20 protein-coding genes and 1 tRNA gene are annotated in these 23,766 nt (G+C 71.4%); 9 read left to right on the plus strand and 12 right to left on the minus strand.

Going from position 1 to position 23,766, the window contains the following annotated elements; genetic code table 11:
• Positions 1 to 36 precede the first annotated feature (36 nt).
• On the minus strand, positions 37 to 552 hold the full coding sequence (locus I8N68_RS22770; RefSeq protein ID WP_200213760.1) for a hypothetical protein: 516 nt from the start codon (positions 550 to 552) through the stop codon (positions 37 to 39).
• Positions 553 to 829: 277 nt separating this feature from the next.
• On the opposite strand from I8N68_RS22770, the gene I8N68_RS22775 reads away from it, so the two are divergent.
• Both I8N68_RS22775 and I8N68_RS22780 read left to right on the plus strand, forming a co-directional pair.
• The gene (locus I8N68_RS22775; RefSeq protein ID WP_200213762.1) at positions 830 to 1,546 is read left to right on the plus strand and encodes a GAF and ANTAR domain-containing protein; all 717 of its coding nucleotides are present in this window, start codon (positions 830 to 832) and stop codon (positions 1,544 to 1,546) included.
• Positions 1,547 to 1,644: 98 nt separating this feature from the next.
• Positions 1,645 to 2,271 (plus strand): GAF and ANTAR domain-containing protein, encoded by a 627-nt coding sequence (locus tag I8N68_RS22780; protein WP_200213765.1) that lies wholly within the window; start codon positions 1,645 to 1,647, stop codon positions 2,269 to 2,271.
• A 23-nt stretch (positions 2,272 to 2,294) separates the two neighbouring features.
• On the opposite strand, the gene I8N68_RS22785 is transcribed toward I8N68_RS22780, so the two are convergent.
• From I8N68_RS22785 to I8N68_RS22810, 6 genes are all read right to left on the minus strand, one after another.
• On the minus strand, positions 2,295 to 3,110 hold the full coding sequence (locus tag I8N68_RS22785; protein WP_200213768.1) for a SigB/SigF/SigG family RNA polymerase sigma factor: 816 nt from the start codon (positions 3,108 to 3,110) through the stop codon (positions 2,295 to 2,297).
• 430 nt (positions 3,111 to 3,540) lie between these two features.
• Entirely contained in the window at positions 3,541 to 3,897 is a 357-nt protein-coding gene (locus I8N68_RS22790) for an STAS domain-containing protein (RefSeq protein WP_200213770.1), read from the minus strand.
• Between the two features lie 284 nt (positions 3,898 to 4,181).
• Entirely contained in the window at positions 4,182 to 4,556 is a 375-nt protein-coding gene (locus I8N68_RS22795) for an STAS domain-containing protein (protein WP_200213772.1), read from the minus strand.
• Between the two features lie 155 nt (positions 4,557 to 4,711).
• The gene (locus I8N68_RS22800; RefSeq protein ID WP_200213774.1) at positions 4,712 to 5,302 is read right to left on the minus strand and encodes a hypothetical protein; all 591 of its coding nucleotides are present in this window, start codon (positions 5,300 to 5,302) and stop codon (positions 4,712 to 4,714) included.
• 147 nt (positions 5,303 to 5,449) lie between these two features.
• Entirely contained in the window at positions 5,450 to 6,124 is a 675-nt protein-coding gene (locus I8N68_RS22805; RefSeq protein ID WP_200213776.1) for a DUF6766 family protein, read from the minus strand.
• Between the two features lie 83 nt (positions 6,125 to 6,207).
• A complete protein-coding gene (locus I8N68_RS22810) occupies positions 6,208 to 6,546 on the minus strand; it encodes a hypothetical protein (RefSeq protein WP_307812934.1) in 339 nt (112 codons plus the stop codon).
• A gap of 264 nt (positions 6,547 to 6,810) precedes the next feature.
• Between I8N68_RS22810 and I8N68_RS22815 the strand changes: the two genes are divergently transcribed.
• The 3 genes from I8N68_RS22815 to I8N68_RS22825 all read left to right on the plus strand — a co-directional run bounded on the left by I8N68_RS22815 (position 6,811) and on the right by I8N68_RS22825 (position 13,264).
• Positions 6,811 to 9,624 (plus strand): AfsR/SARP family transcriptional regulator, encoded by a 2,814-nt coding sequence (locus tag I8N68_RS22815; protein WP_200213787.1) that lies wholly within the window; start codon positions 6,811 to 6,813, stop codon positions 9,622 to 9,624.
• A 114-nt stretch (positions 9,625 to 9,738) separates the two neighbouring features.
• Positions 9,739 to 10,263 (plus strand): sigma-70 family RNA polymerase sigma factor, encoded by a 525-nt coding sequence (locus tag I8N68_RS22820; RefSeq protein ID WP_200213790.1) that lies wholly within the window; start codon positions 9,739 to 9,741, stop codon positions 10,261 to 10,263.
• A 121-nt stretch (positions 10,264 to 10,384) separates the two neighbouring features.
• On the plus strand, positions 10,385 to 13,264 hold the full coding sequence (locus I8N68_RS22825) for an AfsR/SARP family transcriptional regulator (RefSeq protein WP_200213796.1): 2,880 nt from the start codon (positions 10,385 to 10,387) through the stop codon (positions 13,262 to 13,264).
• Positions 13,265 to 13,306: 42 nt separating this feature from the next.
• Here the strand turns inward: I8N68_RS22825 and I8N68_RS22830 are convergent, their stop codons facing one another.
• Both I8N68_RS22830 and I8N68_RS22835 read right to left on the minus strand, forming a co-directional pair.
• Positions 13,307 to 16,645 (minus strand): S8 family peptidase, encoded by a 3,339-nt coding sequence (locus tag I8N68_RS22830; protein WP_200213804.1) that lies wholly within the window; start codon positions 16,643 to 16,645, stop codon positions 13,307 to 13,309.
• 266 nt (positions 16,646 to 16,911) lie between these two features.
• Positions 16,912 to 17,157, minus strand: coding sequence for a hypothetical protein (locus I8N68_RS22835; RefSeq protein WP_200213807.1), 246 nt, complete (start codon positions 17,155 to 17,157; stop codon positions 16,912 to 16,914).
• Between the two features lie 52 nt (positions 17,158 to 17,209).
• Here I8N68_RS22835 and I8N68_RS22840 point away from each other — a divergent pair, with 52 nt between their 5' ends.
• Positions 17,210 to 17,383, plus strand: a complete 174-nt coding sequence (locus tag I8N68_RS22840) for a hypothetical protein (protein ID WP_200213809.1) — start codon at positions 17,210 to 17,212, stop codon at positions 17,381 to 17,383.
• Positions 17,384 to 17,471: 88 nt separating this feature from the next.
• On the opposite strand, the gene I8N68_RS22845 is transcribed toward I8N68_RS22840, so the two are convergent.
• The gene (locus I8N68_RS22845) at positions 17,472 to 18,323 is read right to left on the minus strand and encodes a SigB/SigF/SigG family RNA polymerase sigma factor (RefSeq protein ID WP_200213811.1); all 852 of its coding nucleotides are present in this window, start codon (positions 18,321 to 18,323) and stop codon (positions 17,472 to 17,474) included.
• Positions 18,324 to 18,653: 330 nt separating this feature from the next.
• Here I8N68_RS22845 and I8N68_RS22850 point away from each other — a divergent pair, with 330 nt between their 5' ends.
• Positions 18,654 to 19,694, plus strand: coding sequence for a fatty acid desaturase family protein (locus I8N68_RS22850; RefSeq protein ID WP_234040381.1), 1,041 nt, complete (start codon positions 18,654 to 18,656; stop codon positions 19,692 to 19,694).
• A gap of 97 nt (positions 19,695 to 19,791) precedes the next feature.
• Here the strand turns inward: I8N68_RS22850 and I8N68_RS22855 are convergent, their stop codons facing one another.
• Both I8N68_RS22855 and I8N68_RS22860 read right to left on the minus strand, forming a co-directional pair.
• Positions 19,792 to 20,322, minus strand: a complete 531-nt coding sequence (locus I8N68_RS22855) for a DUF3618 domain-containing protein (RefSeq protein ID WP_200213813.1) — start codon at positions 20,320 to 20,322, stop codon at positions 19,792 to 19,794.
• Positions 20,319 to 20,759, minus strand: a complete 441-nt coding sequence (locus I8N68_RS22860; protein WP_200213815.1) for a phage holin family protein — start codon at positions 20,757 to 20,759, stop codon at positions 20,319 to 20,321. The genes I8N68_RS22855 and I8N68_RS22860 overlap by 4 nt, the downstream gene beginning before the upstream one ends.
• 722 nt (positions 20,760 to 21,481) lie before the next feature.
• Between I8N68_RS22860 and I8N68_RS22865 the strand changes: the two genes are divergently transcribed.
• Both I8N68_RS22865 and I8N68_RS22870 read left to right on the plus strand, forming a co-directional pair.
• Positions 21,482 to 21,554 (plus strand) — tRNA-Arg (locus I8N68_RS22865).
• A gap of 661 nt (positions 21,555 to 22,215) precedes the next feature.
• The gene (locus tag I8N68_RS22870) at positions 22,216 to 23,397 is read left to right on the plus strand and encodes a low temperature requirement protein A (protein WP_200213817.1); all 1,182 of its coding nucleotides are present in this window, start codon (positions 22,216 to 22,218) and stop codon (positions 23,395 to 23,397) included.
• The last annotated feature ends 369 nt before the right edge of the window (positions 23,398 to 23,766 follow it).

Consider the following 23,766-nt stretch of genomic DNA (forward strand, 5'->3'; position numbering starts at 1 on the left):
GGTGACGCGGGACGCGGTGGCACTGCCGGGCGGCGGTCAGCGGGGCGGGGGGCCGACGTCGCTGTGCCGGCCGGGACGCAGGGCGGCGTGCCGCTGCCCGGGACCGGGACCGTGTCGGGCGGCCAGCGCGTCGGCCACCGCCCCCGTGACGAACCCGTAGACGGCCTTGTGCGGGACGTCGACGGCGAGTTCGCGGCGGGGCCAGGTCTGCGGTGGCGCGCCGACTCCGGTGGCGTTCTCCAGGATCTGGTCGCTGGTGAGCCGGACGACGGTGAACATGGCCGATGCCACCGGCCCGCGCAGCCCCGCGTTCGCCATCACCGCGCGCAGGACGCCCACCACCGCGCCCTGGCCGTAGTGCATGCCGAGGTTGAGCGCCCGGGGCTGCTGGCGGGGCTGCTCCGGGCGGCCGGCCAGCCGTTCCAGCACCCGGGCCGGTACGTGGGAGTCGGGGCGGCCGGAGCAGCGCTGTTCGACCTTCTCGCCGAGCGTCATCACCGCCGCCCCGACGAGGCCGGCGAGCAGACCCTGCGGTACGGCACGTGACAGCATGTCCGGCCTCTACCCCCGCACCGGCGCTCCATACCCGGGACAGCTCCCGAAACCGGGCACCCGACCGTACCGGCCCTGAACTCCGCCGGTCCTGGCCGTGACCCGCCGGGTCCGCCCCGATCCGGCGGCGGTCACGACGCCGGTGTGAGCACCACGAGGTGCGGGTACGGCGATCGGGGAGCGCCTGGCAGAGCGTCGACGCCTCCGGCTGCCAGGTGGCGGGGATGCCGTCGCGTCAGCCCGGGGTACGAGATGCGCCGGATGACAAGGAGACACCATGGGACAGCCAGCACTGAGCCCGGAGAGCGCCTTCGCCGAGCTGGGCCGGATCCGGCTGGACGAGGTCAGCCTCGACGAGATGTTGCAGCGGATCGCCGAGCTGGCCAACCGGGCCGTGCCCGGGACCCGCGACGTCTCGGTGACACTGGTCCGGGGCGGCGAGACACGCACCGTGGTGTTCACCAGCGACCTCGCCCGCGACCTCGACGACTGGCAGTACGAGCAGGGGTTCGGTCCCTGCCTGGACGCCTCGCCCAGTGGCGACTCGGTCAGCGTGCCGGACATGTCGGCCGAGCCACGGTGGCCGCAGTGGGCGGAGTACGCGCTGAACAGGGGTGTCGGAAGCTCCCTGTCGATCGGTCTGCCGATTCAGGAGGCCGTCGTGGGTGCCCTCAACGTCTACGGCGGTCAGGCCCACGCCTTCGACCAGGAGGCGATCGCCGTCGCGGAGCAGTTCGCCTCGTACGCCGCGGTCGCCCTGGCCAACGCCCACCTCTACGGCACCACCGCCACCCTGGCGCAGCAGATGCGGGAGGCGATGCGGAACCGGGCCGTGATCGAGCAGGCCAAGGGGATCATCATGGGCGAGCGGCGCTGTTCGCCGGAGGAGGCGTTCGCGCTGTTGTCGAAGATCTCCCAGGACACCAACCGCAAGGTCCGTGACGTCGCCGCGGCCCTCGTCGCCCGAGCGGTCGGCTCGGCCCCTGTGGAGTAGGGAGAGATGTGGAAGCTTCATCCTGGCCCGAGCCCTCGTCCGGCGATCTCGCGGAGGATCTCGTTGCCCTGGCCGGCCTTCCGGACGATTCACCGTCGGTGCCGCAACTGCTGACCCGGATCGTCCGGCTGACCGCGGTCCTGCTCGACCCGGTCGACCATGTCTCCGTCACGGTCGACGGCCACGGTGACCATCTGACCCAGGCCGCGAGCGACCGGATCGCCGAGGCCGTCGACCTGGCCCAGTACGCGCAGGACGACGGCCCCTGCCTGGCGGCTCTGCGCGCCGGGGAGCCGGTGGCCGTACCCGACGTCGCCCAGGCGGTGGTCTGGCCCCGGTTCCGCGATGTCGCCTGGCGCAGCGGTGTGCGCGCCTCGTTGTCCGTCCCGCTCTTCGCCGGCAGCGGTGAGACCGTCGCCGCGCTCAACCTCTACGCCCGGGACGCCGTCGCGATGAGGGCCCTGATCCGGCACGTGGAGGCCTGCTACCGGCCGCCCGGTGACCCGGGCTCACTGCCACCGGTGGACCGCGGCAGCCAGCAACTCGTCGCCGGCCTGGGTGGCGCCCTGCGCGCCCGGGACCTCATCCAGCGGGCCATCGGCGTCCTCATGGGCCGGGACCTGCTCTCCCCCGTCGGGGCGTACCAGCAGCTGGTGGAGGCAACCCCGCCAGGGTCACCGCTGACGGCGACGGCCTCGGCTGTCCTGCGACAACTTCAACATTGACGAGGACGTCGGCAATCGGCCGTTCAGCGGGTGGCGGCCAGATGCACCCGCAGCTTGGCCAGCGCGCGGGTCAGTAGCCGGGAAACGTGCATTTGCGACACCCCTACCTGCTCGGCGATCTCGTGCTGGGTGAGGTTGCCGTAGAAGCGCAGCGTGATGATCTTCCGCTCACGCTCATCGAGGGTGGCGAGCGCCGGGACGAGAGCAATCCTCAGCTCGGCGAGGGCGAGCTCGTTGTCCTCGCCGCCGAGCATGTCGCCCAACTCCGTGGACCCGGTGCCGTCGCCGACCGGGGTGGACAGGGACACCGCGTTGTAGGCGCGTGCGCCTTCCAAACCCTCGAGGACCTCTTCCTCGGTGAGGGCGAGATGGGCGGCGATGTCGGCGACGGTGGGGGAACGGCCCAGTGTCTGCGTGAGGATGCTGTTGGCCTCGCCGATGGCGATCCGCCGCTCCTGCAGTCGACGGGGCACGCGGATGTCCCAGGTGCGGTCCCGGAAGTGACGCTTGATCTCTCCGACGATGGTGGGGATGGCGTAGCTGCCGAAGTCGATCCCACGCGTCGGGTCGAACTTGTCGATCGCCTTGATGAGCCCGAGTGCGGCGGTCTGCACCAGGTCGTCGCTCGGTTCGCCGCGGCCGTTGTAGCGCCGGGCGAGGTGGTTGGCCAGCGGCAGCCAGGCCTCGATGGCCCGATCCCGGGCGGCGGGCCGGGACGGGTGATCGATCGGTAGGGCGGCCAACGCCGTGAGGAGGTGGCTGGCCGGCGATTCGGCCGAGCTGTTCCGGCCAGCGTGGGTGGCTGCCGACGTGGGGCGATCCGTGCGGCTGGTGATCATGCGGTTCCTCCGCTGTCTCCTTGCGGGGTGGTGTTCAGGTCGCGACCACGATCACCGGTGGTGTGCCGAGGCGGCGCCGGCGCCATGAGGCATGCCAGCCCGGCGCCGTCGTCGCTGTCGTGGGGAACGCGGCCAGCGCGAGGGGCGATGCCGTCGCTTGCGCCGACCGTGGCGGGCCTGCCGGCCCCCGAAGATCTGCTGCCCGATGAGCGGGGCTCGGGGCGTACTCTCGCCGGCCCTGCGGTAGATGGATCGCCGGTCACGTGCGGACCTCCCGAGGCTCGGGAATGTGTCGGGCACGTGGCTTGACCCAGAGGGAAGCTTAAAGCGGTCAGGGACATCCTGCCACCCGTGGGCGGGCGGTGCGGCCCTGCGACATGCCGCGGTAGGGGCGGACAGCGGGCAGAGCCCCCTGCAGCTGGCACCCGATTCACGCGGTGGACGAGCGGGAACGAGACCGGGGCTGCGCGGGCGCCGGCCGACCTGTCTCGATCAAGGTGAGCTGCTCGACACCGTTCCCGGCGAGGAGGTACCGGACACACGGTGCCGGGTCTCGGAGGGTGAGTACAGCACCGGCTTTGGCCGCCGTCTGCTGGGCTTGCAGCAGCGCGTCCATGGCGTGGGCGCCGAAGGACGTGACCTGGGACAGATCCAGCAGTATCGACGCGGGTCGACGGTCGACGGCGGCCTCCACCAACTCGACGAGGAGGTGGGCGTTACTCATGTCGACCTCGCCGCAGACGCTGATCAACTTCGCCTGCGACGTGGCGGTGTCGATGGTGCTCAACGCCACCGACATGATCGGTGGACCCGACTTCCGGAACGGTGCGGAGGGCCGCGGGGAGCCAGGCGTAAGAGAGGGGACCGACATGACGCCTCCGGGAGATCGATCGGCTTCGTGGTCATCGAGATCCGGCCGCGGACAGATGATCACCTGAGGGCTCATGTCTTGACCCTGATCGGAACCGGTACCCGCACGCCGGCGCTTCACACCGTCCGGAGAAACCCCTGCCGGGACGTGGAGTTAGCGACCGCGGCCGCTCGGGACGATGGTGTGGTGCGCGGTGATGCTCACCCCGGTGAACCGGTGACGGCATGTCGGTTCTCCGCACCACCAGGTGCCGCTGACCGGTTCACCGGTGTTTCCTTCTCCCGCCTTGCCGCCCGCACCGCCTCGGCGTCCCCGGACAGGAGGCGGTCGACGCCGGTGGCGTGCAGGACCCGCGCGGTCACTCCGCGGGCTCCCTCGACGCTGAACCGACGCCCGGCACGGGCCGCCTCGTGGGCGGCTTCGAGCAGGACGGTCACGCCGGCGGCGCAGCAGAAGGTGACGCCGCTGAGGTCGCAGCAGACCGAGGGATGGCCCTGGACGGCCGCCGTCAGCGCCGCCCTCAAGGCGGGAGCGGTCTCGAGGTCGATCTCACCCGTGGCATGGACGACATGCATGTCGGCATGAGGTGACCGCTGCGAGCCTGCCGTTGATGAATGGGGAATCACGAGCCGACCTCCCGTGGTGGACGAGGCGGGCGCGTGGCTTGACCCATGGACGAGCGTAGAGCCGGTCCGGTGATTCCGCCACTTTCAACGGCCGGCGGCAGTGCTCAGTCCGGCAGCAGCCGGCGCAGGACGCCCTTGGCGGTGGCGACGCTGCGGTAGGACTGCACAAGGTACGAGCCGAGCACGATGTTCGCGCCGGCCAGCACGGGAACGGTGTACTGGGCGAGCCGCTGGCGGCGCTGCCAGGTGGCGATCTCGTCCGGGGTGTTCCCGGTCGGGATGGTGGCGTCCTTGACCTCCAGCTGTTCGCCCCGCTGCTGGCTCTCCTCGGCGAGCCGGCCGATGCGGGTGCCGCAGTAGGCGGCGTAGGCGGTGGCGGCGGCACCGAGCACCGCCGCGCCGGCCTTCGCGGCCCCCACGGACGCGAAACCCTTCTGCAACGCCAGCCGTCGGCCACCCACCCGGGTGAGCTGCAACCCGGCCAGCAGGGTCGCGCCGATGCCGAGCCACTGCACGGGGCCGAACCGGCTCCACGCCGACTCGGCGACCCGGATGCGGTCGATGCCCTGGGTCAGGTCGCTGCCGGACTTGTTCACCCCGGCCACGCCCATGACGGTGCCGCCGAACCACAACGCCGATCCGACGTCGTGGACCGCTTGGGCGACGGCGTGGTTGTCGGTCGCGGTCGTCTGCATGACGGGTTCCTCCCGCTCGTCGTACGGGTATTCGGTAGATAACTCACCGTAGGATCCCAAACGCCTCTGGAGGCATCTTTCGGACGAGCCCGATGTCATCCTGTCGGGTGCGCGCGTCGCCAGCTGAGCGACGGGGCTTTCGCAAGCTCAGCCTTCCACTCCGGTGGCGGCGTGCGCGGCGCCAACCGGCTTGGATTGTGATGATCCCCGCTGCCGCAGGTAGATCGACAGGACCACCATCGAGGTCACGGCCAGCAGCTCCGACTGCCAGTTCTGCAGGGTGCGGTTCCAGAAATCGGGCTCGAGCAGGTACTGGCCCCAGGACACCGGGTCTTCGAGCTTGCCGAGCTGCTGCTCGTTGTATGCGGCGACGCCGGTGATGGACTGGGCCAGCCATGACAGCAGGAAGATCGCGCCCATGACCAGGCCCAACGAGTGGGAGAACAGCGCGTGCCGCAGGCCGCTGGCGCCCGCCCACGCTGGCGAGGTGTCGGTGGCGTACGCGCCGACCATCTGGTTTTCGTCGGATTCACGGCCGGGCTTGTGGAGTTCCTTGGACTCCGGTGAGCCTTTCTGCAGTAGCCACACGGTCAGGTAGATGTAGAGGAAGAACTGCAGGTACTCCGACTGCCAGTTCTCGGTGACGTCGACGGCGAAGCTCGCCGACGTGACGTACCGGTCGAACGAGATCGGTTGCAGGCCCTCGCTGAGCTGCCGCTGGTTGAAGTCGGCGTGCCCGGCGACCGCCTCACCAATCAGCACGACCAGGAACAACAGACCGAAAGCCAGACCCAGGGAGTTTTCGCGTAGGAACTTCTTCACCGGTGCAGCACCCCCAACGTGGAGAAGTAGACGAGGCCGGCGGCGACCACGAGCAGCAGCAGAATGAACTGGACTCGCATGACTCAGCCTCCCTGGAGCAGGCAGTCGTAGGGCCGGTCCCCGCGAGCGGTGCAGCCGGCGGCGACCACGCGCCAGCCGCCGGGGAAGACGGCGAGGAAGACGGTGTCGCCGCTGAGCCGGACCTGTGCCCACTGGCCGTAGACGTGGCTGGCCGACACCGGGCCGGGTGCTGGCAGGTTCTCGTCGAGGATCGCCTCGACACAGGGCTTGTCGGCGGACTGCTCGAGCTCGGCGGCGGTGTCGGGGGCCAGCGCGGCGCAGGCGCCGGCTCCGTCCTGCTGAGTGATGGCGGTCAGCATCCGCACGGCGACGGCAGCCGCCGCGTCACCGCGGCCGGTCACCGAGCCGCACCCTCCCACGGTCAATACAGCCAGGGCTGCTCCTACTGACACGAAGGTGACCCTCATGCCCGGCTACATCCCCCCGTCAGTGCTGTTCAATCGGAACCTTGATCACCAGCTCGGACGAGCCGGCGGCCGAACGGCGCAGATCGCCCATGACCGCCTCAACGAGACCGTGGAGCGCCTGACGCGTCGTGCGCCACCAGGACCACCTGGCTGTGGTCGCAAGCTCCGGTGGCGGATCGGCCGGTTACCGTTGCCGGTGTGCGGGCGGAGGCGGGCGAGGCGATCGGTTTCTCGGTGCTCGGCTCGATCAGGGTCGTCCGCGCCGGCGCCGAGCTGCATCTGGGCGCCCGCCAGCAGCGACTGGTGCTTGCGTTGCTGCTGGCCCGGGCCGGTTCACCGGTCTCCCTGGCCGAGCTGGTCGACCTGCTCTGGGACGAGGAGGCCCCGGCCAGCGCCGCGAACGTCGTGCACCGGCACGTCGGGGTGCTCCGGCGGCTGCTCGAGCCCGGCCTGCCCACCCGGTCGGCGGGCCGGCACATCCTCCGGGATCTCTCGGGTTATCGGCTGCGCGCCGACGAGGAGTCCCTTGACCTGCTGAAGTTCCGGTCGCTGAGCCGGCTGGCGGGCCGGAGCCTGCAGGACGGCGATCCGGAATCGGCGCTGCGGCATTCCCTCGACGGGCTGCGGCTGTGGCGCGGCCGGTGCGCCGCGGGCCTGGAACCGGCCTCCCGCCTGCATCCCGCGTTCCTGGCGGTGGAGGCCGAACGCGCCGAGGCCGTGCGCGAGGCCGCCGACGCCGCCGAGCGCTGCGGCCGGCTGAGCGCGGTGCTGGCGCCGTTGCGGCAGGCAGCCGAGCAGCACCCGCTCGACGAGTCGCTGCAGAGCCGGTTGCTGCTGGCGCTCGCCGCCGACGGCCGCCAGGCGGAAGCCGTCGAGATGTACCGGGTGGTGCGTCGCCGGCTCGCCGACGACCTGGGCATCGATCCGGGCGAGGAGCTGCGGGAGGCGTACGACCGGCTGCTGCACCAGCGCACCCAGCCGGCGCGTACCGAGTCGCCGTCGCCACTCCCCCGGCCCGCGCAGCTGCCGCCGGACCTGCCTTTCTTCAGCGGCCGGGACGACCTCATCGCCGAGGCCCGCGCTGCGGTGTCGCGCCCGGGCGGGCCGGCAGTGCTCGCGATCGACGGCATGCCCGGGATCGGCAAGACCGCCCTCGCCGTCCACCTCGCCCACGGGTTCGCCGCCGGCTACCCGGACGGGCAGCTGTATGTCGACCTGCGCGGATACGACGGGCGGGAGCCGGCGATGAGCCCGGCCGAGGCGCTGCGCGGCTTCCTCGGCTCGCTCGGGGTGCCCCAGGAGGCCATTCCCGCCGAGCTGCACGCCCAGGCGGGCATGTACCGCAGCAGCCTTGCCGGCCGGCGCCTGCTGATCGTGCTCGACAACTGCCGGGACGCCGAGCAGATCCGGCACCTGCTGCCGGGCAGCCCCGGCTGTCTGGTGATCGTCACCAGCCGCAGCCGGCTCAGCACCCTGCTGACCACGGCCGGTGCCCACCCGTTGCCGGTCGGCCTGCCGAGCGTCGACGAGGCCCGCGCAGCGCTCCTGCGGCCGCTCGGCGCCGGCCGCGTCGCGGCGCACCCGGCCGCGATCGACGCCATCATCGCCAGCTGCGGGCGGCTGCCGCTCGCGTTGGCCGTGGTGGCCGCCCGCGCGGCAAGCCTGCCCGGGATGCCACCGGCGCAGATCGCCGCTGAGCTGGCCCAAGCGCCCGGGAGCCTGGACGGCTTCGACGGCGACGACCCGCAGACCGGCCTGCGTGCCGTCTTCTCCTGGTCCTACCAGGCTCTCTCCGCCCCTGCGGCCCGGCTCTTCCGGCTGCTGCCGATCCATCCCGGCCCCGACATCTCGATCGCCGGGGCGGCGGGCCTGGCCGGCGTCCCGCTGCGGAGCGGGCGTGCGCTGATCGGCGAGCTGAGCCGCGCGCACCTGATCAGCGAGGACCTGCCGGGCCGCTACCGCACCCACGACCTGCTGCTGGCCTATGCCAGGGAGCTCGGCGAGGAGAACGACAGCCCGGCCGAGCGCGCCGCCGCGGAGCTGCGCTGCCTGCAGGTCTACCGGGCCACCACCTATCAGGCGCACCGGCGGCTGCTGACCTCCGAGTACCAACCGATGATCGAGCCGGGGCCGGGCGAGACCCCGCTGCGCTTCGCCGGCCACGGCGACGCCATGCGCTGGTTCACCGCCGAGCGGCAGGTCCTGATCGCGCTGGTCGGCCGAGCCGCCCGGCAGGGCCGGCACACCGAGGCCTGGCAGCTCGCCCTGGGCATGCAGCACTTCTTCGATCTCAGCGGCCGGTGGGCCGACTGGACGACGACCGGCGAGATGGCCCTCGAGGCCGCCCGGGCGGGCGGTGACCTGGTCGGGCAGGCCCGGATGCACCGCAGCCTGGCCGGGGCGGCCTACTTCCGGCGTGAGCACGAGACCGCGGTCGGGCATCTCGACCAGGCGCTCGAGCTGCTCGCCCGGGTCGGGCTGCACGGCGAGATGATCCGGGCCGGGATCAACCGGGCGATGATCCTGGGTGCCCAGGGCCGACACGAGGAGGTCGTCCGGGCGCTTTCCGCGACGCTGGGGCCATGGGCGGCCGGAGACGACAAACTGCTCGCGGACACCCTGGTGATCATGGCCGCGAGCAACGCCGAACTGGGCCGGGAGGAAGAGGCCGTGCGCTGCGCCGAGCAGGCGATGGCGCTGTCGCGCGGAGCGCAGTACAGGCTGGGCATCGCCGAGGCGTGGGAGGTGCTCGGCCAGGTGCATTCCGCCCGCCGGGAGATCGGCAAGGCGGTCGACTGCTGGCGCGAGGCGGCCGTCGCCTACCAGGAGGCCTCGGCGTCGGCGCCGGCCGCGGAGGTGCTGGCGCTGCTCGGCGACGCCCTCGCCGCCGCCGGCGACCAGGACGCCGCGGTGCGGGCGTGGCAGGAGGCGCTGGCCCTGATCCCGTACGCGCAGACCCGGACCGGCCGGCGGCTGGCCGGCCTGCTCGCGGCGGTCACATCGCGTCCGTGACCGATTGCGATCGGCGACGGCACTCGATCCGCACTTGCGTGTCAGTCCATTCGCATCGATCGTCCCTAGGCTCCTGCCTCATTCACCGTTGCTCCTGCGTGTGGGGGAGATATCGTGCTGCGGGCACCCGACGAATCACCGGCCGGCCGGGCCGAGCGCATGACCGCGTTGCATGCGGACCACTCCCGTGCCGTGCTGCGTCTCCTGCTCGTGCTGACCCGCGGCCAGCGGCAGACCGCCGAGGATCTGCTCCAGGAGACGATGCTGCGGGCCTGGCGACACCTTGACTCGGTGCCGGCCGAGCCCGATGCCGCCCGCCGGTGGCTCTGCACCGTCGCCCGGCGGCTCGTCATCGACGGCGTCCGGCTGCGACGGGGCCGCCCGGCCGAGGTTCATCTCGTCGACATGACGTGGATTCCCGCCGGTGACGACACCACGGGCAGCGCGCTGGCGACGCACGCCATCCGGCACGCGCTCGGCCGGCTGAGCCCGGCACAGCGCAGTCTGCTCTCCGAGGTCTACCTGGTCGGGCGGTCACCGGCAGAGGTCGCGGGCCGGCTGGGAGTGCCGATCGGCACGGTGAAGTCCCGGACCCACTATGCGCTGCGCGCCCTGCGCACCGGCCTCGAGGCGGCCTGAGCGGGGACGACTCCGCCGGCGGCGATCCGGCCGCTGAGTCGAATCTCACATTGCCGCAACGTGCGCCCAACTCGCGGCGCGGGCCCTGTGATGCTATGGCGATCGTGGCAACCAGCCGTTCATGGATCGCTTCAAGATGACGAGCCCGCTCTCTTTCGCCCTTCTCGGCCCGGTGCGGGCCTGGCGCGGCCGGTCCGAAATCGACCTGGGTACCCGGCAGCAGCGACTGATCCTGGCGTTGCTGCTCGCCCGGGCCGGCGGCGCGGTCAGCGTCGCCGAGCTCGTCGACCTGCTCTGGGAGTCCGACCCCCCATCCAGCGCGGTCAATGTGGTGCACCGGCACGTCGGGATGCTCCGGCGGCGCTTCGAGCCGGGCCTGCCGACGCGGGCAGCGGGCTCGGTGCTGATCCGCGACGGCGCCGAATACCGGCTACGGATCGACGGGGAGTCGCTCGACCTGCTGCGTTTCCGGCGCCTGGTCGCCCAGGCCGCTGGCAGCTCCGGCGAGCCGGCCGTCGAGCTCTACCGGGAGGCGCTGGCGCTGTGGCGCGACCGGTGCGCCTCGGGCCTGCAAACCGGCGGCCGGGCCCATCCGGAGTTCGTCGCCGTCGACGGCGAGCGGTTCGCGGCCGCCCGGGCGGCGACCGACGCCGCCTTGCGGGCCGGGTGCGTCCACGCGGTGCTGCCCGCGATCCGGCTGGCCGCCGAATACGAGCCGCTGGACGAGGCACTGCAGGCGCGGCTGCTGCTCGCGCTCGCCGCGGACGGCCGGCGGGCCGAGGCCCTCGCGGCCTATGCCGACATCGAGCATCGGCTCGCCGACGAGCTGGGCATCCAGCCGGGCGGCGAACTGCGCGCGGCCCGGGACAGCCTGCTCGACCACGACGCCCCGGCCGCCGGCTCCAGGTCGCGGCGCGGCGTCAGACCGGCCTTCATTCGGCCCGGAGCGCCACCTGGCGGCGCGGAGGCCGAATTATGGCCGCCAGCCGAGCTGGAGTTGTCGCAGTCGACCCGGGCCGAGCCGCCGGCGCAGTTGCCGGCCGACCACCCCTACTTCACCGGCCGCCGCGGCGTCCTGGCCGCCGCGGAGGAGCTGCTGGCCGGAGACCGGCGGGCCACCGCACTGGTCATCGACGGAATGCCCGGCGTCGGGAAGACCACCCTCGCGGTGCACCTGGCCCATCAGCTGGCCGACCGCTACCCCGACGGGCAGTTGCACGCGGACCTGCGCGGTTTCGACTCCGGCGACTCGGTGATGACACCGGCGGAGGCGCTGCGCGGCTTCCTGCGGTCCCTCGGGGTCGCGGCGGCTGCCATCCCGGCCGAGCTGCACGCCCAGGCCGGTGTCTACCGCAGCATCCTGGCCGAGCGCCGGATGCTGATCCTGCTCGACAACTGCCGCGACTGGGACCAGATCCGGCACCTGCTGCCCGGCACCGGCGGCAGTCTCGTCATCGCCACCAGCCGCCGCCGGATCACCGGCGTGGCCGGCCCGGGGGGCGCCCACCCGCTGCACCTCGACCTGCTGACCGGCGCCGAGGCCCGCGAGCTGCTCACCCGCCGGCTCGGCGACGCGGCGGCCGCCGACCCGGCCGCCGTCGACGAGATCATCGCGCGGTGCGGCCGGCTGCCGCTGGCCCTGGCGCTGGTCGCCACCCGTAGCGTCGGCCGGCCCGGGCTCAGCCTGCCCGCGGTCGCCGGTGAGCTGGCCGAGGCCGACGGCCGGCTGGCCGGCTTCGGGGACGCAGACGCCGATCTGGCGGCGATCTTCTCCTGGTCCTACCGGGCCGTGACTCCCGAGGCAGCCCGGCTCTTCCGGCTGCTGCCCTTGCACCCGGCCGGGGAGGTGAGCACGGAAGCGGCGGCCGCCCTGGGCGGCCTGTCCCTGCGCTCCGCCCGCGGGCTGCTCGCCGAGCTCGGGGCGCAGCTGCTGGTCCAGCCCGCCGACGGCCGGTGGCGGATGCATGACCTGCTGCGCGCCTATGCCGTGGAGCTCGGGGAGGAGCACGACGACGCCGCCGAGCGGGACGCTGCCATCGAGCGGGTCTACGACTATTACCTGCTCAGTGCGTACGCGGCACATCTGCCCTTACTGCCGCAGGTGCCGCTGCCGGAGCCGGAGCCGTCCGAGCGCGGGGTCACCGGGCGCGGCTTCACCAGCCGGGCCGACGCAATGGCCTGGTTCACCGCCGAGCAGCGGGTGCTGACCGACATCGTCGCGCAGGCCAAGGAGCGCGGCCGGCCTCGCACGGCCTGGCAGATCGCGTTGGCCCTGCAGAACTTCTTCCAGGACACCGCGCAGTTCAAGCAGTGGGCGGCAACGGTGAGCACCGGCCTCGCCGCGACCGGGGACGACCCCGCCGCCCAGGCTCTGCTGCACCGCAGCCTCGCCGGCGCCTGCTACTTCCTGGCCGATCTGGACCGCGGGCTGTCGCACCTGCAGCACGCCCGGGCGCTTTTCGACCGACTCGGCCGGCGCACCGAGCAGGGCCACGTGGAGAACAACATCGCCGAGATCCGGCTGGACCAGAGGCGCTACCACGAGGCGATCCGGCATGCCGAGGCCGCGCGGGCGCTCTTTCGCGCCGAGGGCAATGTGCGGGGCGCCACCAACGCCCTGCTCGCCATCGCCCGGGCACAGGGCTGGCTCGGCCGGCACGCCGAGGCGCTGGGCATGTTCGTCGAGGCGCGGCGGCAGTTCGAGGCCCTCGGCGACCTGCACGGAGTGGGTACCACCCAGGCCTGGCTGGCGCACACGTACTCGATGATCGACGACCTGCCGCACGCGATGGCCACCTGGCAGCAGGCGATCGACATCTTCCGCGCCGCCCGGGCCACCCACCACACCGCGGAGGTGCTGGTCTCCATCGGCGACTTCCACTCCGCCAACGGCGACCCGGCCCTGGCCGGGCAGGCGTGGAGCGAGGCCCTCGCCGAACTCGACGGGACGGACTCGCCGATGGCCCGGCGGATCCGCGACCGGCTGCTCTGGCACCGGTGACCCGGACGCGGCGCCGGTCGGCGCCGCGTCCGGGGCCCACCCTCAGTACCGGTAGGCGCGGATGACGGTCTGCTTGACCGTGTTACCACTGGTGTCCGTCGCGGCGGCCCGTAGCGAGACGAAGCCGGTGCCGGCCGGGTTGTGCACCCAGGCGACGGCCTGCTCGCCGGACCGCTGCACGGTCAGCTGCCGCCAGGTCTTGCCGTCGTCGAAGGATGCCTCGACGGTCAAGGCGCTGGTCTGGCCCGGTTCCGCCCCGACCTGACGGTCGAGCGAGACCGGGATCGCGAACAGCCGGTTGGCCGGCGCCCGGTTGTTGATGTTGAGCTCCGGGGTGTACCGGATCGCCGTCATCGGCAGCTTCACCAGTTCGCCGTCGCCCACGTGCCCGGACTTGAAGGTCCACTCCGCGTCGACCACCGTCGACAGGGTGAACGCCGGGTCGCTGCGGAAGGTCGCGGCCAATCGGTAGTCACCCGGCTCCGCAGGCACCTCCCACACCCAGGGCACCTGGTTCGCGTCGCCGACCTTGACCCCGTTGCGGTAGAGGTTCACCTCGACGCTACCGCCGCGGACATGCCGGAAGCCCATGTGCCCGGTGCCGTCGCCGTGCAGCGGCCCCGGCCCGCCGATCAGGTCGCCCCAGTACCGGGTGGCAAACTGCTGGCCGAAGTTCGGCTCCGGGAAGACCGGCCCGGCCACCGCGTTGGCCCACTTCACGTTGTACGTGCGCCCGGGCTGGAAGCTGGTCCACGCCGACTGGTAGTACGTGTACCTCAGCTGGGACGAGGTCGACTGCCACACCGCCTGCTTGTCCTGGTTGTAGTACTCCGTGATGGTGCTCGGCACGTCGTAGCTGAAGCTCGGCGGGACGTTGCGCTCGTCCCGGTAGATCGGCGAGTTGCCGGGCGCGTGCGCGACCGCGGTCCGCGCAACCGGCACGCCGGCCACGTCCGCGCTGATCTGCGAGTTGACCGTGGCGAAGTCGTCCGCGCCCAGCTTGCGGGTCAGCCCGGTCATCATCTTCTCCGGCTCATAGAGGTAGACCCGGTAGACGTACGGGCTGTTGTGCAGGCTGCCCTGGCGCACCTGGCCCCACATCCCGTTCACGTAGGAGACGAAGCCGGTCGTCTCGCCGGCCCCGATCTGCGCCGTTCGCAGGTGGTCGAAGGGGATGCCCATCAGCACGCCGAACGGGTCGTTGCTGCCCCAGATCTGCGGCTGCTCAATCCGGATCGTCCAGCCGAACTCCTGATGAACCGCGGTGGCCTTCGGGTTCGGCACCGACACCGCGATCGGCTTCGCCAGGCGGGCGTCCATGGTGAGCGCCTGGTCCGTGGTCAGGTCGAGGCTCGGGCGCATCAGCGAAGCGACGTCCGGGAGGTACGGGTCGCCGGTCAACAGATAGGTCTGGACCAGGTAACGGCCCGGACGGATCCGGTGCTTGGTGACCGCGGGGTTGTCGAAGACCAGGATGCCATTCCGGTCCAGGTCGGTCAGGATGGTCACCCAGCCCTGCTCGGGCGTGGGCGCTCCGCCGTCCGGCCCGACGAGCTTGAGGGTCAGCTCGCTGCGGGCGATGTCGAGCGCGACCGGGGTCTGCACCTGCACGTCGCCGCCGGTGGCGGTCACCTCACCGCCGAAGTAGCGGTCGGGCAGGTCGGCTCCGGCCTGCACGCTGACGGTCACGGTGGCCGTGCCGCCGGCCGGGACCGTCACCGAGGAGGCGCTGAGGCTGAAGAGGCCGGCCGGCGCCGGGGCGCCGTCGGCGTCTTTGGCGTCGAGAGACACAGCCAGAGTGAGGGCGGAGGAGCCGCTGTTCGCGTACGTGATCGTGCGCTGCTGCGCGGTGGCGGTCCGGTCGAAGGCGACGCTCACCGGGCTCGTCGTGACGGTCTGCTGGATCGCCCGGCTCACGTTGACGAAGCCCGCGCCCTGCTCGTAGACGCCGGTCGCGGCGTTCGGCTGCGCGGCTGCCATCAGCGTGGACTTGATCTGCTCAGGCGACCAGTCCGGGTGCTGCTGGGCCAGGATCGCCGCTGCGCCGGCCACGTGCGGCGTGGCCATCGAGGTGCCGTTGAGGCTGGTGTACTGCGGGTTCTCGTAGTACGGCTCTAGGCCGGAGGTCGAGCTGCGGGCGGCGAGGATGCCGACGCCGGGCGCGGTGATGTCCGGCTTGATGCCGGCGTCGCTCGCGCGCGGACCACGGCTCGAGAACGAGGCCAGCCATCCCGTCTTGGTCACGGCGCCCACGGTCAGCGCCTCGGTCACGCTGCCGGGCGAGTTCACGGTGGACTCGCCGGCCTCGCCGCTGTTGCCCGCGGCGACGACGAAGAGCACGCCGTAGCGGTGGGTGAGGTCGGCCACGGCCGCCTCGATCGGGTCGGTCTCCGGGCTGTCCGGTCCGCCGAGGCTCATGTTGGCGACCTTGACGCCCTGCTGCGCCGCCCAGGTCATGCCGGCCAGGATCGCCGACTCCGGGCAGCCCTCTTCGACGCAGACCTTGGCGCTGTAGAGGGTCGCGCCGGGCGCCATGCCCTTGTAACGGCCCTGCGACGCGGCCGCGGTGCCGGCGATGGTGGAGGCGACGTGGGTGCCGTGGCCGACCCGGTCAAGGGTGTCCGGGTCCGAGGTGAAGTTCTCCGCGGCGGCGACGCGGTCGGCCAGGTCGGGGTGCGTCTGGTCGATGCCGGTGTCGATCACGCCGACCTTCACCCCCGTTCCCGTCCAGCCGGCCTGCCAGGCCTGCGGCGCGCCGGTCAGCGGGACGCTGACGTCGAGGGTGGGGCGGCGCAGCCCGTCGAGCCAGATCTTGTCGAACCCGGCCCGCAGTTGCCGCTCGGTGCCACTCGCGGCGGAAGTGACGTTGTTCCAGAAGGACACCGCGTCCGCGCGGCTCTCCGCGACAGCGCTCGCCCCGGAGAGCTTCCGGGTGGTCCGGGCACCGGCGAGGCCGGCGGGGGCGGCGCCGCTGTGCTTGACGATGAGCGGCAGGGTGGCCCGGGTGTCGTCGTAGCCGAAGCCGACCAGCATCGAGACGTCGAAGAGCCGCTCGTCGAGCTTGCCCCGGTTGAGCAGGCCGACGGCGTCGGCGGGGATGACCCGCACGTCCTCGCCGGCGCTGTGAGTGATGAACGGGATCCGTTCCCGTCCCTTGCCCGGCACGACCTGGACAGCCGTCTGGCCGTCCACCGTGCTGAGGTGGACGGTGTCGCCGGTGAGCAGAGTGACCGTCCGGGGCTTGGACGCGACCGCGGGGGGTGTGGTCGCCGGCTTCGCGGCGGCCTGCGGCTGCGCCGACGCCGGCGAACCGCCCGGAGCCACCGCCGAGACGCCCAGCACCAGCAGTGCCAGCGCCGATATCTTGCGAACTGAACGCATCATTCTCCCTGGATGAACGCGAGAGGTATCCAGGTGCTCCGGACGTGACCGGCGGGTGAAAGTTCATTCCGAGTGACCTAGGTCACTACCGCTGAACCGGCGCGGGGCCCGCACGTCCGGACCACCAAGCCCCCATCCACACATCTGGCATGCCTGCCGCAGACCCGAGCGCGCCGAGGAGGCGGATGCTCGCGGGCCTCGTGCGACACCGTCAGGTACGCCTCCTGCGTCGGCACCGCTGTGCAGGCAGTTTCCGGAAGGCCTGGCTACCGGTGCAGGTGCAGACCCACGCGGTGGGGGCGTACGGTGAGCATGTCGCCCGGGTTCCCGGTGGTCGCCAGATGCCGTCGCCACCAGCCCACAAGGGGCGTTGAACGATCGCCATCCCCATCGCCGCCACCGTGCTCGTCGTGCTGGTTCAGGGCCGACCACGTCCCGGCCACGGAGTTGCCGGTCACCGCGCCTTCGGGTTCGCCCGACAGCCGGTGGTGGGAACCGACCCGCGCGTTCACACCGCCCTCCGTGAGCGCCACCGTCCCGGACGGCTTTACCAGGGAGTACCCGATGAGGATCGCCAGGCACAAGATCGTTACCGCCCTCCGCGACCGCGGCCAGCTGGCCCGGGCCGACTGGGTCGAGCGCGAACTGCCGGAGCGGGTGAACCCGGCTGAGCACGCCGGGCTGCTCGCCACCCTGCGTCTCGATCCTGCCGACCTGGCCGACGAGCCGTCCCCCTGAGGATGGCGCTGCTCGGACCGGTTCCCTGGCGCACCCCCCCGCACCACTCCGGTCCCTGGGCCGCGACCAGGCGGCGGCGTGGGAAGAATCAGGCGTTGCGGACGGAGCGGCTGCCGACCTCGGCGAGTTCGCGGTCGCCGGAGAGGTGACGGCGCAGCGAGGCCAGCGCTCGGGTGATCAGCCGGGAGACGTGCATCTGCGAGACGCCGATCCGGTCGGCGATCTGGGCCTGGGTCAGGTTGCCGTGGAAGCGCAGGCTCAGGATCCTGCGCTCGCGCTCCGGCAGCGTGGCCAGCGCCGGACCGAGGGCGACGCGAATCTCCACGAGGTCGAAGGCGTGGTCATCGGCGCCCAGGGTGTCACCGAGTTCCATGCTGCCGTCGGCGCCGGTGGGGGTGGACAGGGAGGTCGTCCGGTAGGCCCGGGCCCCCTCCAGCCCCTCCAGGACGGTCTCCTCCGACACGTCGAGGTAGGTCGCGACGTCGGCCACGCTCGGCGAGCGACCCAGCGTCTGGGTCAGCGTGCTGTTCGCCTCGCTGATCGATAGGCGCAGCTCCTGAAGGCGGCGTGGCACCCGCACGGCCCGGGTGCGGTCGCGGAAGTACCGCTTGATCTCGCCGATGATGGTCGGGATGGCGTACCCGGTGAAGTCGACGCCCCGGCTGGGGTCGAAGTGGTCGACGGCCTTGATGAGCCCGACCATGGCGGTCTGGGCCAGGTCCTCGTCCTGGGCCCCACGTCCGGCGTAGCGGCGCGCCAGGTGGCGGGCCAGGGGCAACCACGCCTCGATGGTGCGTTCGCGCAACGCCGGCTGGAGCGGGTCGTCGGCCGGGGTGGCGGCCAGCGCGGCCAGCAGGTCCTCGGCGCGGTCGGCGCTCTGCTCGCTGGTCCGCTGGCCGAAGCGGGTGTTGGCGGTCGGCTCGAAGGTGTTGGTGGCCATCAGATGGTCCTTCCGGCACGTGCCCGTCGATCGAATCGACCGGAAGATCTCCGAACCGGCTACCGCCGGAGCGCACGTACGGGCAGGTGCGCTGTCGCAAGGGCCACGACCACGGGCCCCGCCGCCGCGTCATGTCGGGTGATGGCGCGAACGCTACCCGAAAGTTTGACCAATTACTAGCCAAAAGGATGATGCCGGTTGAGGCGGCCGCGATCGGCGCAATCAACCGAATCCACCGTCACGGGTTCGGCGAGTGCCGAAAAATGAAGGGGGAGTGACGCGGGAGTCGGCCGGCGAGCGACCAGCCACAGGACCAGCGGGAGGGTCATCTTGAGCGACACCGGTCTCGGCGCCGACCAGCGGGGCAGCGACTACGCCGACCTGTCCCGTCAGGTCCGCGCGGCGGGTCTGCTCGAGCGGCGGATTGGCTACTACGCGGTGCGGATCGGCCTCGTCGTCGGTTCCTTCGCCGGCCTGTGGGCCCTCTTCGCCCGACTCGGTGAGTCGTGGTGGCAGCTCGCAGTGGCGGTGGCCCTCGCGGTGGTCATCGCGCAGGCCGGGTTCGTCGGCCATGACGCCGGGCACCGGCAGATAGCCCGCTCGCGCCGGGCGAACGACCTGATCGGCATGGTGCACGGCAACCTGCTGACCGGGATCAGCTACGGCTGGTGGGTGGACAAGCACAACCGGCACCACGCCCACCCGAACACCGAAGGCAAGGACCCCGACATCACCGTGGCACCCCTGTCCTTCACCACCGACCAGGCCCGGCGGCGGCGCGGCCTCGGCGCGGTGTTCGTTCGTCTCCAGGCGTACCTCTTCTTTCCGCTGCTGCTCCTGGAGGGCCTGCACCTACATGCCCTCAGCGTGCGGGCGGTACTCACCCGGCGCCGCCTCGCGCGTCGACCGGCCGAAGCCGGACTGCTGGCCCTGCACCTGGGCGGCTACCTCGCCGCCGTGTTCCTGGTGCTCAGCCCCCTGCAGGCGATCGCGTTCATCCTCGTCAACCAGGCCGTGCTGGGCCTCTACCTCGGCTGCTCCTTTGCCCCCAACCACAAGGGCATGCCCATCCTCGGCACCGAGAACAACCTCGACTACCTGCGGCGGCAGGTCTGCACCTCGCGCAACGTCCGCGGCGGGCGGTTTCTCGACACCGCCCTCGGCGGCCTGAACTACCAGATCGAACACCATTTGTTTCCGAGCATGCCGTGCCCCAACCTGCGCCGCGCCCGGCCACTGATCCGGCGGTTCTGCGCGGAACACGACATCGACTACCACGAGACCAGTCTGGGTCGCTCCTGGGCGGAGGGACTGCGCCACCTGGACGGCATCGCAGCCCGTGAACCGCGGTCGGACGTGGCGATCCGCTGACGCTGCGGCGCCACGTCCGAGCCGCTCCCCACACCGCCTGGCCATCCGGCGCGGCGGCGGCTGATTCCGTCGGGCGCGGGTTGGCGACGCCCCCGCGTCAGCACCTGCGTCGAATGGCGAACCCGGGGCCCAGCCTGACCTGACGTCCCACGACGGCACCGACCGCCACCGCGGCAACGGCCGCCGCCGTGGCGAGGACGATGGCAGGACGTCGGCGAATGGTCGATCGCACCGCGGCCACCGCACGCGGCCGGGCACGACCAGCGATGGATCCATCCTGATGTGGCGCATTGCCGGAAATCGTGCCGATGATGGCGGGCGCCCTCCGGGTCGTCCCCAGGCCGAGCGCCATCCCGCGCTGCCGCACGGACCGCGCCACGCCGCCGAGACTCGCGCCCGTCCTTGCCCGGACCCCTTGCAGGGCGCCTGCCGCCCTTGCTCGCGTCTCCTGGGTCCTTCCCTTCATCTCCTGTTCGATCCGGCTCTTGACCTCGGTGGCCCTGTCCTGACTCCGTGCCTTCACATCCGTCTTCGCTGCCAGCGCCTGCACGGTGGCGCCCAGGTCATCCCGGCTCTTCTGGATGTCCGCACGAACGCGGTCCGGGTCGCTGCTCCCGTTCGCCGTCATTGCTTCCTGCCCTCCTTCGCGGCCTGCCGTACCGATTCCACGTCTTCCCGCACGCTGGTAAGCGTCGACTCGGGTTTGAGGGGCATGGTCTGCTGGGTCCGCTTCTTTCCTGACAGCGCGAGCAGACCGGCCACGGCGAACAGGATCACCGCCACCACCAGCGCGGCCACCCACGCCGGCATGATTTCGGCGAGGATCAGAATGACCGTGGCGGCGAGGGCAGCCCCGCCGTAGACCGCCACCCCGCCCGCGCTAGCGAACATCGCGGCACCGGCGCCGGCGTGCCGACCCTTCGCGGTCAGCTCCGCACGGGCCAGGGTCAGCTCGTCGCGCACCAGCTGGGTTATCTGCTCCATCGCACGCTGGACCAGCTGCGCGACCGGAACCTCTTCCCCAGCCCCGGCGGCTGGCCGGGCACCCTTCGACACGTCATCCATCCCTATTCACCTCCACGTTCATCCCCTTGAATGAATACCGACGCGCGGCAACCGCGTGGCGCACCGGGAAGCCGCCGCTTCGTCACCGCGACGTGGCGCCGTCCTCGCTGCGGTCCTGGCCGGCGGTCGACATCCTCACCGGGTGGCCGCTACCGATCGGGCGGCCTCGGTGCTCCCGCCGGGCGGCGACGCGTACGTGGCACCCCCGCCGAATGCAGCATCCTGCAGGGCAGGGCTCTCGCTGCCCGCCTGGTCGCCGGAAGTCCGGCGCATGGCCCGCACCACGGCCGCCGCAACCGCCGCCGCGGTCAGCGACATTGCCGCCGCCTGCCAGACCTGCCGTCTCCTGTCCTGCTGACGCCTCATGTCGATCGTCCCCTCACTCTCGTAGTCACTCGTGGACTCCATCGTCGGGAAACCGAGGCGGGTAGCGGGGAAGAACCGCCCGCAGTGACACGATCGTGCTCGTCTCGGCGGTATCGGCCGAGAGCGTCTGCTCGACGAGCACTTGGACTCCAGGAAGCCGAGGTGCCCGCCCCTGATCAGAAGAACCTGACCGTGCCGGGTGGACAGCACCGTGATGGACGACCAAGATCATGAGGAGGGTACGAGGGATCGCCGCCGGGTGTGGCCCGGCCGGGCCAGCGCAGGGAGCGTGGGAGCGAACAGGCCACTCCCTGCCACCCCGGCTCGACGCGCCGGTCGCTAGACTGGGCCCTCGCGCCCTCGTAGCTCAGGGGATAGAGCATCGGTTTCCTAAACCGTGTGTCGCAGGTTCGAATCCTGCCGGGGGCACCTCAAAGATCAGCGAAAATGCCACCTGAGCTGGCAATACGCACAGGGCTCGATTGACTCGCGTGTGCAGCCATAGGCCATTGGATGCGGCCGTTTGTCGTAGGTCGCGGAACATGCGCGGAATGATCTTGAAGGCGTCTGCCCAGGTCAGCCTGGGTGTCCGGGGCAAGATCCGGAATGGCGACCATCATACGGGCCAGGCCACACCGGTCAACGCCTCCTCTATCCGACTGTTGACGGTGGCCTCTTCCCCATCGATGCAACTGGCGTAGACCTTGAGCACGCGAACCCGACCTGGCTCGACAGGGCGCACAGGTGGACGGCGTACCTGCACAATGGTGCACTGTATGTAAAGGAGGCAGAACGCTGACGCGCGGTCATCAAGGTCGGATATCCGGATCTGCCGCGATCCGCGCGCTAGGTGTCGCAGATCAGCCGGCGGACGAGTGTTGCGCATCAGTCGACGGAGGACAGGCCGGCTGCCGGCGTGTCCGGTCTCAGGACCTACGTGACGGATCGGTATCAGGACCTGGCTGACACTTCCCAGCCTGCAGCACGCCGCCACTCGACCCGGGTCACGGCAGCACATCCGCATCCACCACAGCCGCAGCGTGGTACGACTGCTTCAAGAACGACAATAACGGCAGAAGCGGGCGAGCCTATGGCGACGAGTAGGGCGGGCGGGCTGCTGCGGAGACCCGGGCAGCCGCAGCAGTCAACGTACCTGGAACTGTTCTTCGACCTGGTGTTCGTCCTCGCGCTCTTCCGGCTCACGCAGGGGCTGCTCCAGAATCTGACGTGGATCGGCACCCTCCGGACGCTGGTGTTGCTGCTGGCCCTGTGGTGGGTCTGGTCCCGCGTTGCGGGGACAACCGACAGGTTCGATCCGCAACGACCGCCGATACAGCTGTTGGTCATCGCGTCCATGTTTGGCATCCTGGTGATGGCCGCCGCGACGCCGGAGGCGTTCGGCAAGCGAGGCCTATTCTTCGCGGGCGCGTACGTCGCCATTCGGATTGGCGCCAGCGTCGTCCTCGTGCTCCTGCTGCGCGGCCACCAGGCGCAGCGCGCCTTCCTGCGGCAATTCTTCTGGTACGGCGTGTCCGCCGTGCCATGGATCGCGGGAGCCGTCGCGCACGATACGGCGCGTCTGGCGCTGTGGACGCTCGCGGTGGCCGTCGACTACACGGCGACCGCACTCCGCTTGCCCACACCGGGGTTGGGTCGCCTTTCGCGATCGGAGCTTGCGATCCTGGGCGAGCACTTGGCCGAGCGCTTCCGGCAGTTCTTCATCATTGCGCTCGGCGAGTTGATCCTGGTCACGGGTCTGGCGTTCGGCACCAGTGGCTTCGGGGCCGAGCACAGCGTTGCAGCCTTGGTGTATTTCACTACCACCGTGCTGTTGTGGCGAATCTATATCTACCGCGCTGGGCAGCTGCTGGAGGAAGCCATCGCAGCCGCCCCCGATCCGCTCCGCCTCAGCATCGCGGCGACCTACTCCCACCCGATCATGGTGGCCGGCATCGTCATCACCGCCAATTGCGTCGATCACGTCCTCGACCACCCGTTCGGACACGCAGAGCCGATCTGGATCGCCATGATCCTCGGCGGACCCGCGCTGTTCCTGGCCGGGCGCGGCATCTTCGAGTACGCGGTCTTCGCCCGCGTGTCCCGCAACCGGCTGATCGGCGTCCTCGTGCTCGCCGCAATCTCACCCGCGATGATCCGAGCGCCGCGGCTGGTGATCGCCATCGCCGCTGCTCTCGTCCTGGCCGCGATCGCCCTATCCGATACAGCCCGCGCCCGAGGACGCCCACCCGAACCGCCGTCACCGCCCCGCTAGCCGGAAGTGTCACCCACGTTCCGAGACTCCTCTGTCACGGACGTCCTGAGACCCGACAGGCCGGCTGTCGGCGTGTTGTTCAAAGTTTCTGTACGTCTTCAAGGCGGCCCTGAGCGGGCCGCACGCGCCGCCGCCTGGGCGCGCGCCGGCCGCTTCCGCTGTCGCTCTGCGGCCGTCACGCCTGACGCCCGGCGGCTGGCGCGGAGAGCGGGGAAGCCCGGAGGGCCGCCGCAGAATGACAGACCGTTTGACCGGTGGTGTGGTGGGCCGGCAGCCGGCCGGGCCGCGCGGTCACGAGCCCGCGCGGGGTAGGGGAGGGCACGCCGGCCGCGTCGGCGAGCTGGCGTCGGTCGCGGGGTTGCCGTTAGA

Origin of the sequence: Micromonospora coerulea (assembly GCF_016598485.1) — a bacterium.
Classification (GTDB): domain Bacteria; phylum Actinomycetota; class Actinomycetes; order Mycobacteriales; family Micromonosporaceae; genus Micromonospora; species Micromonospora coerulea.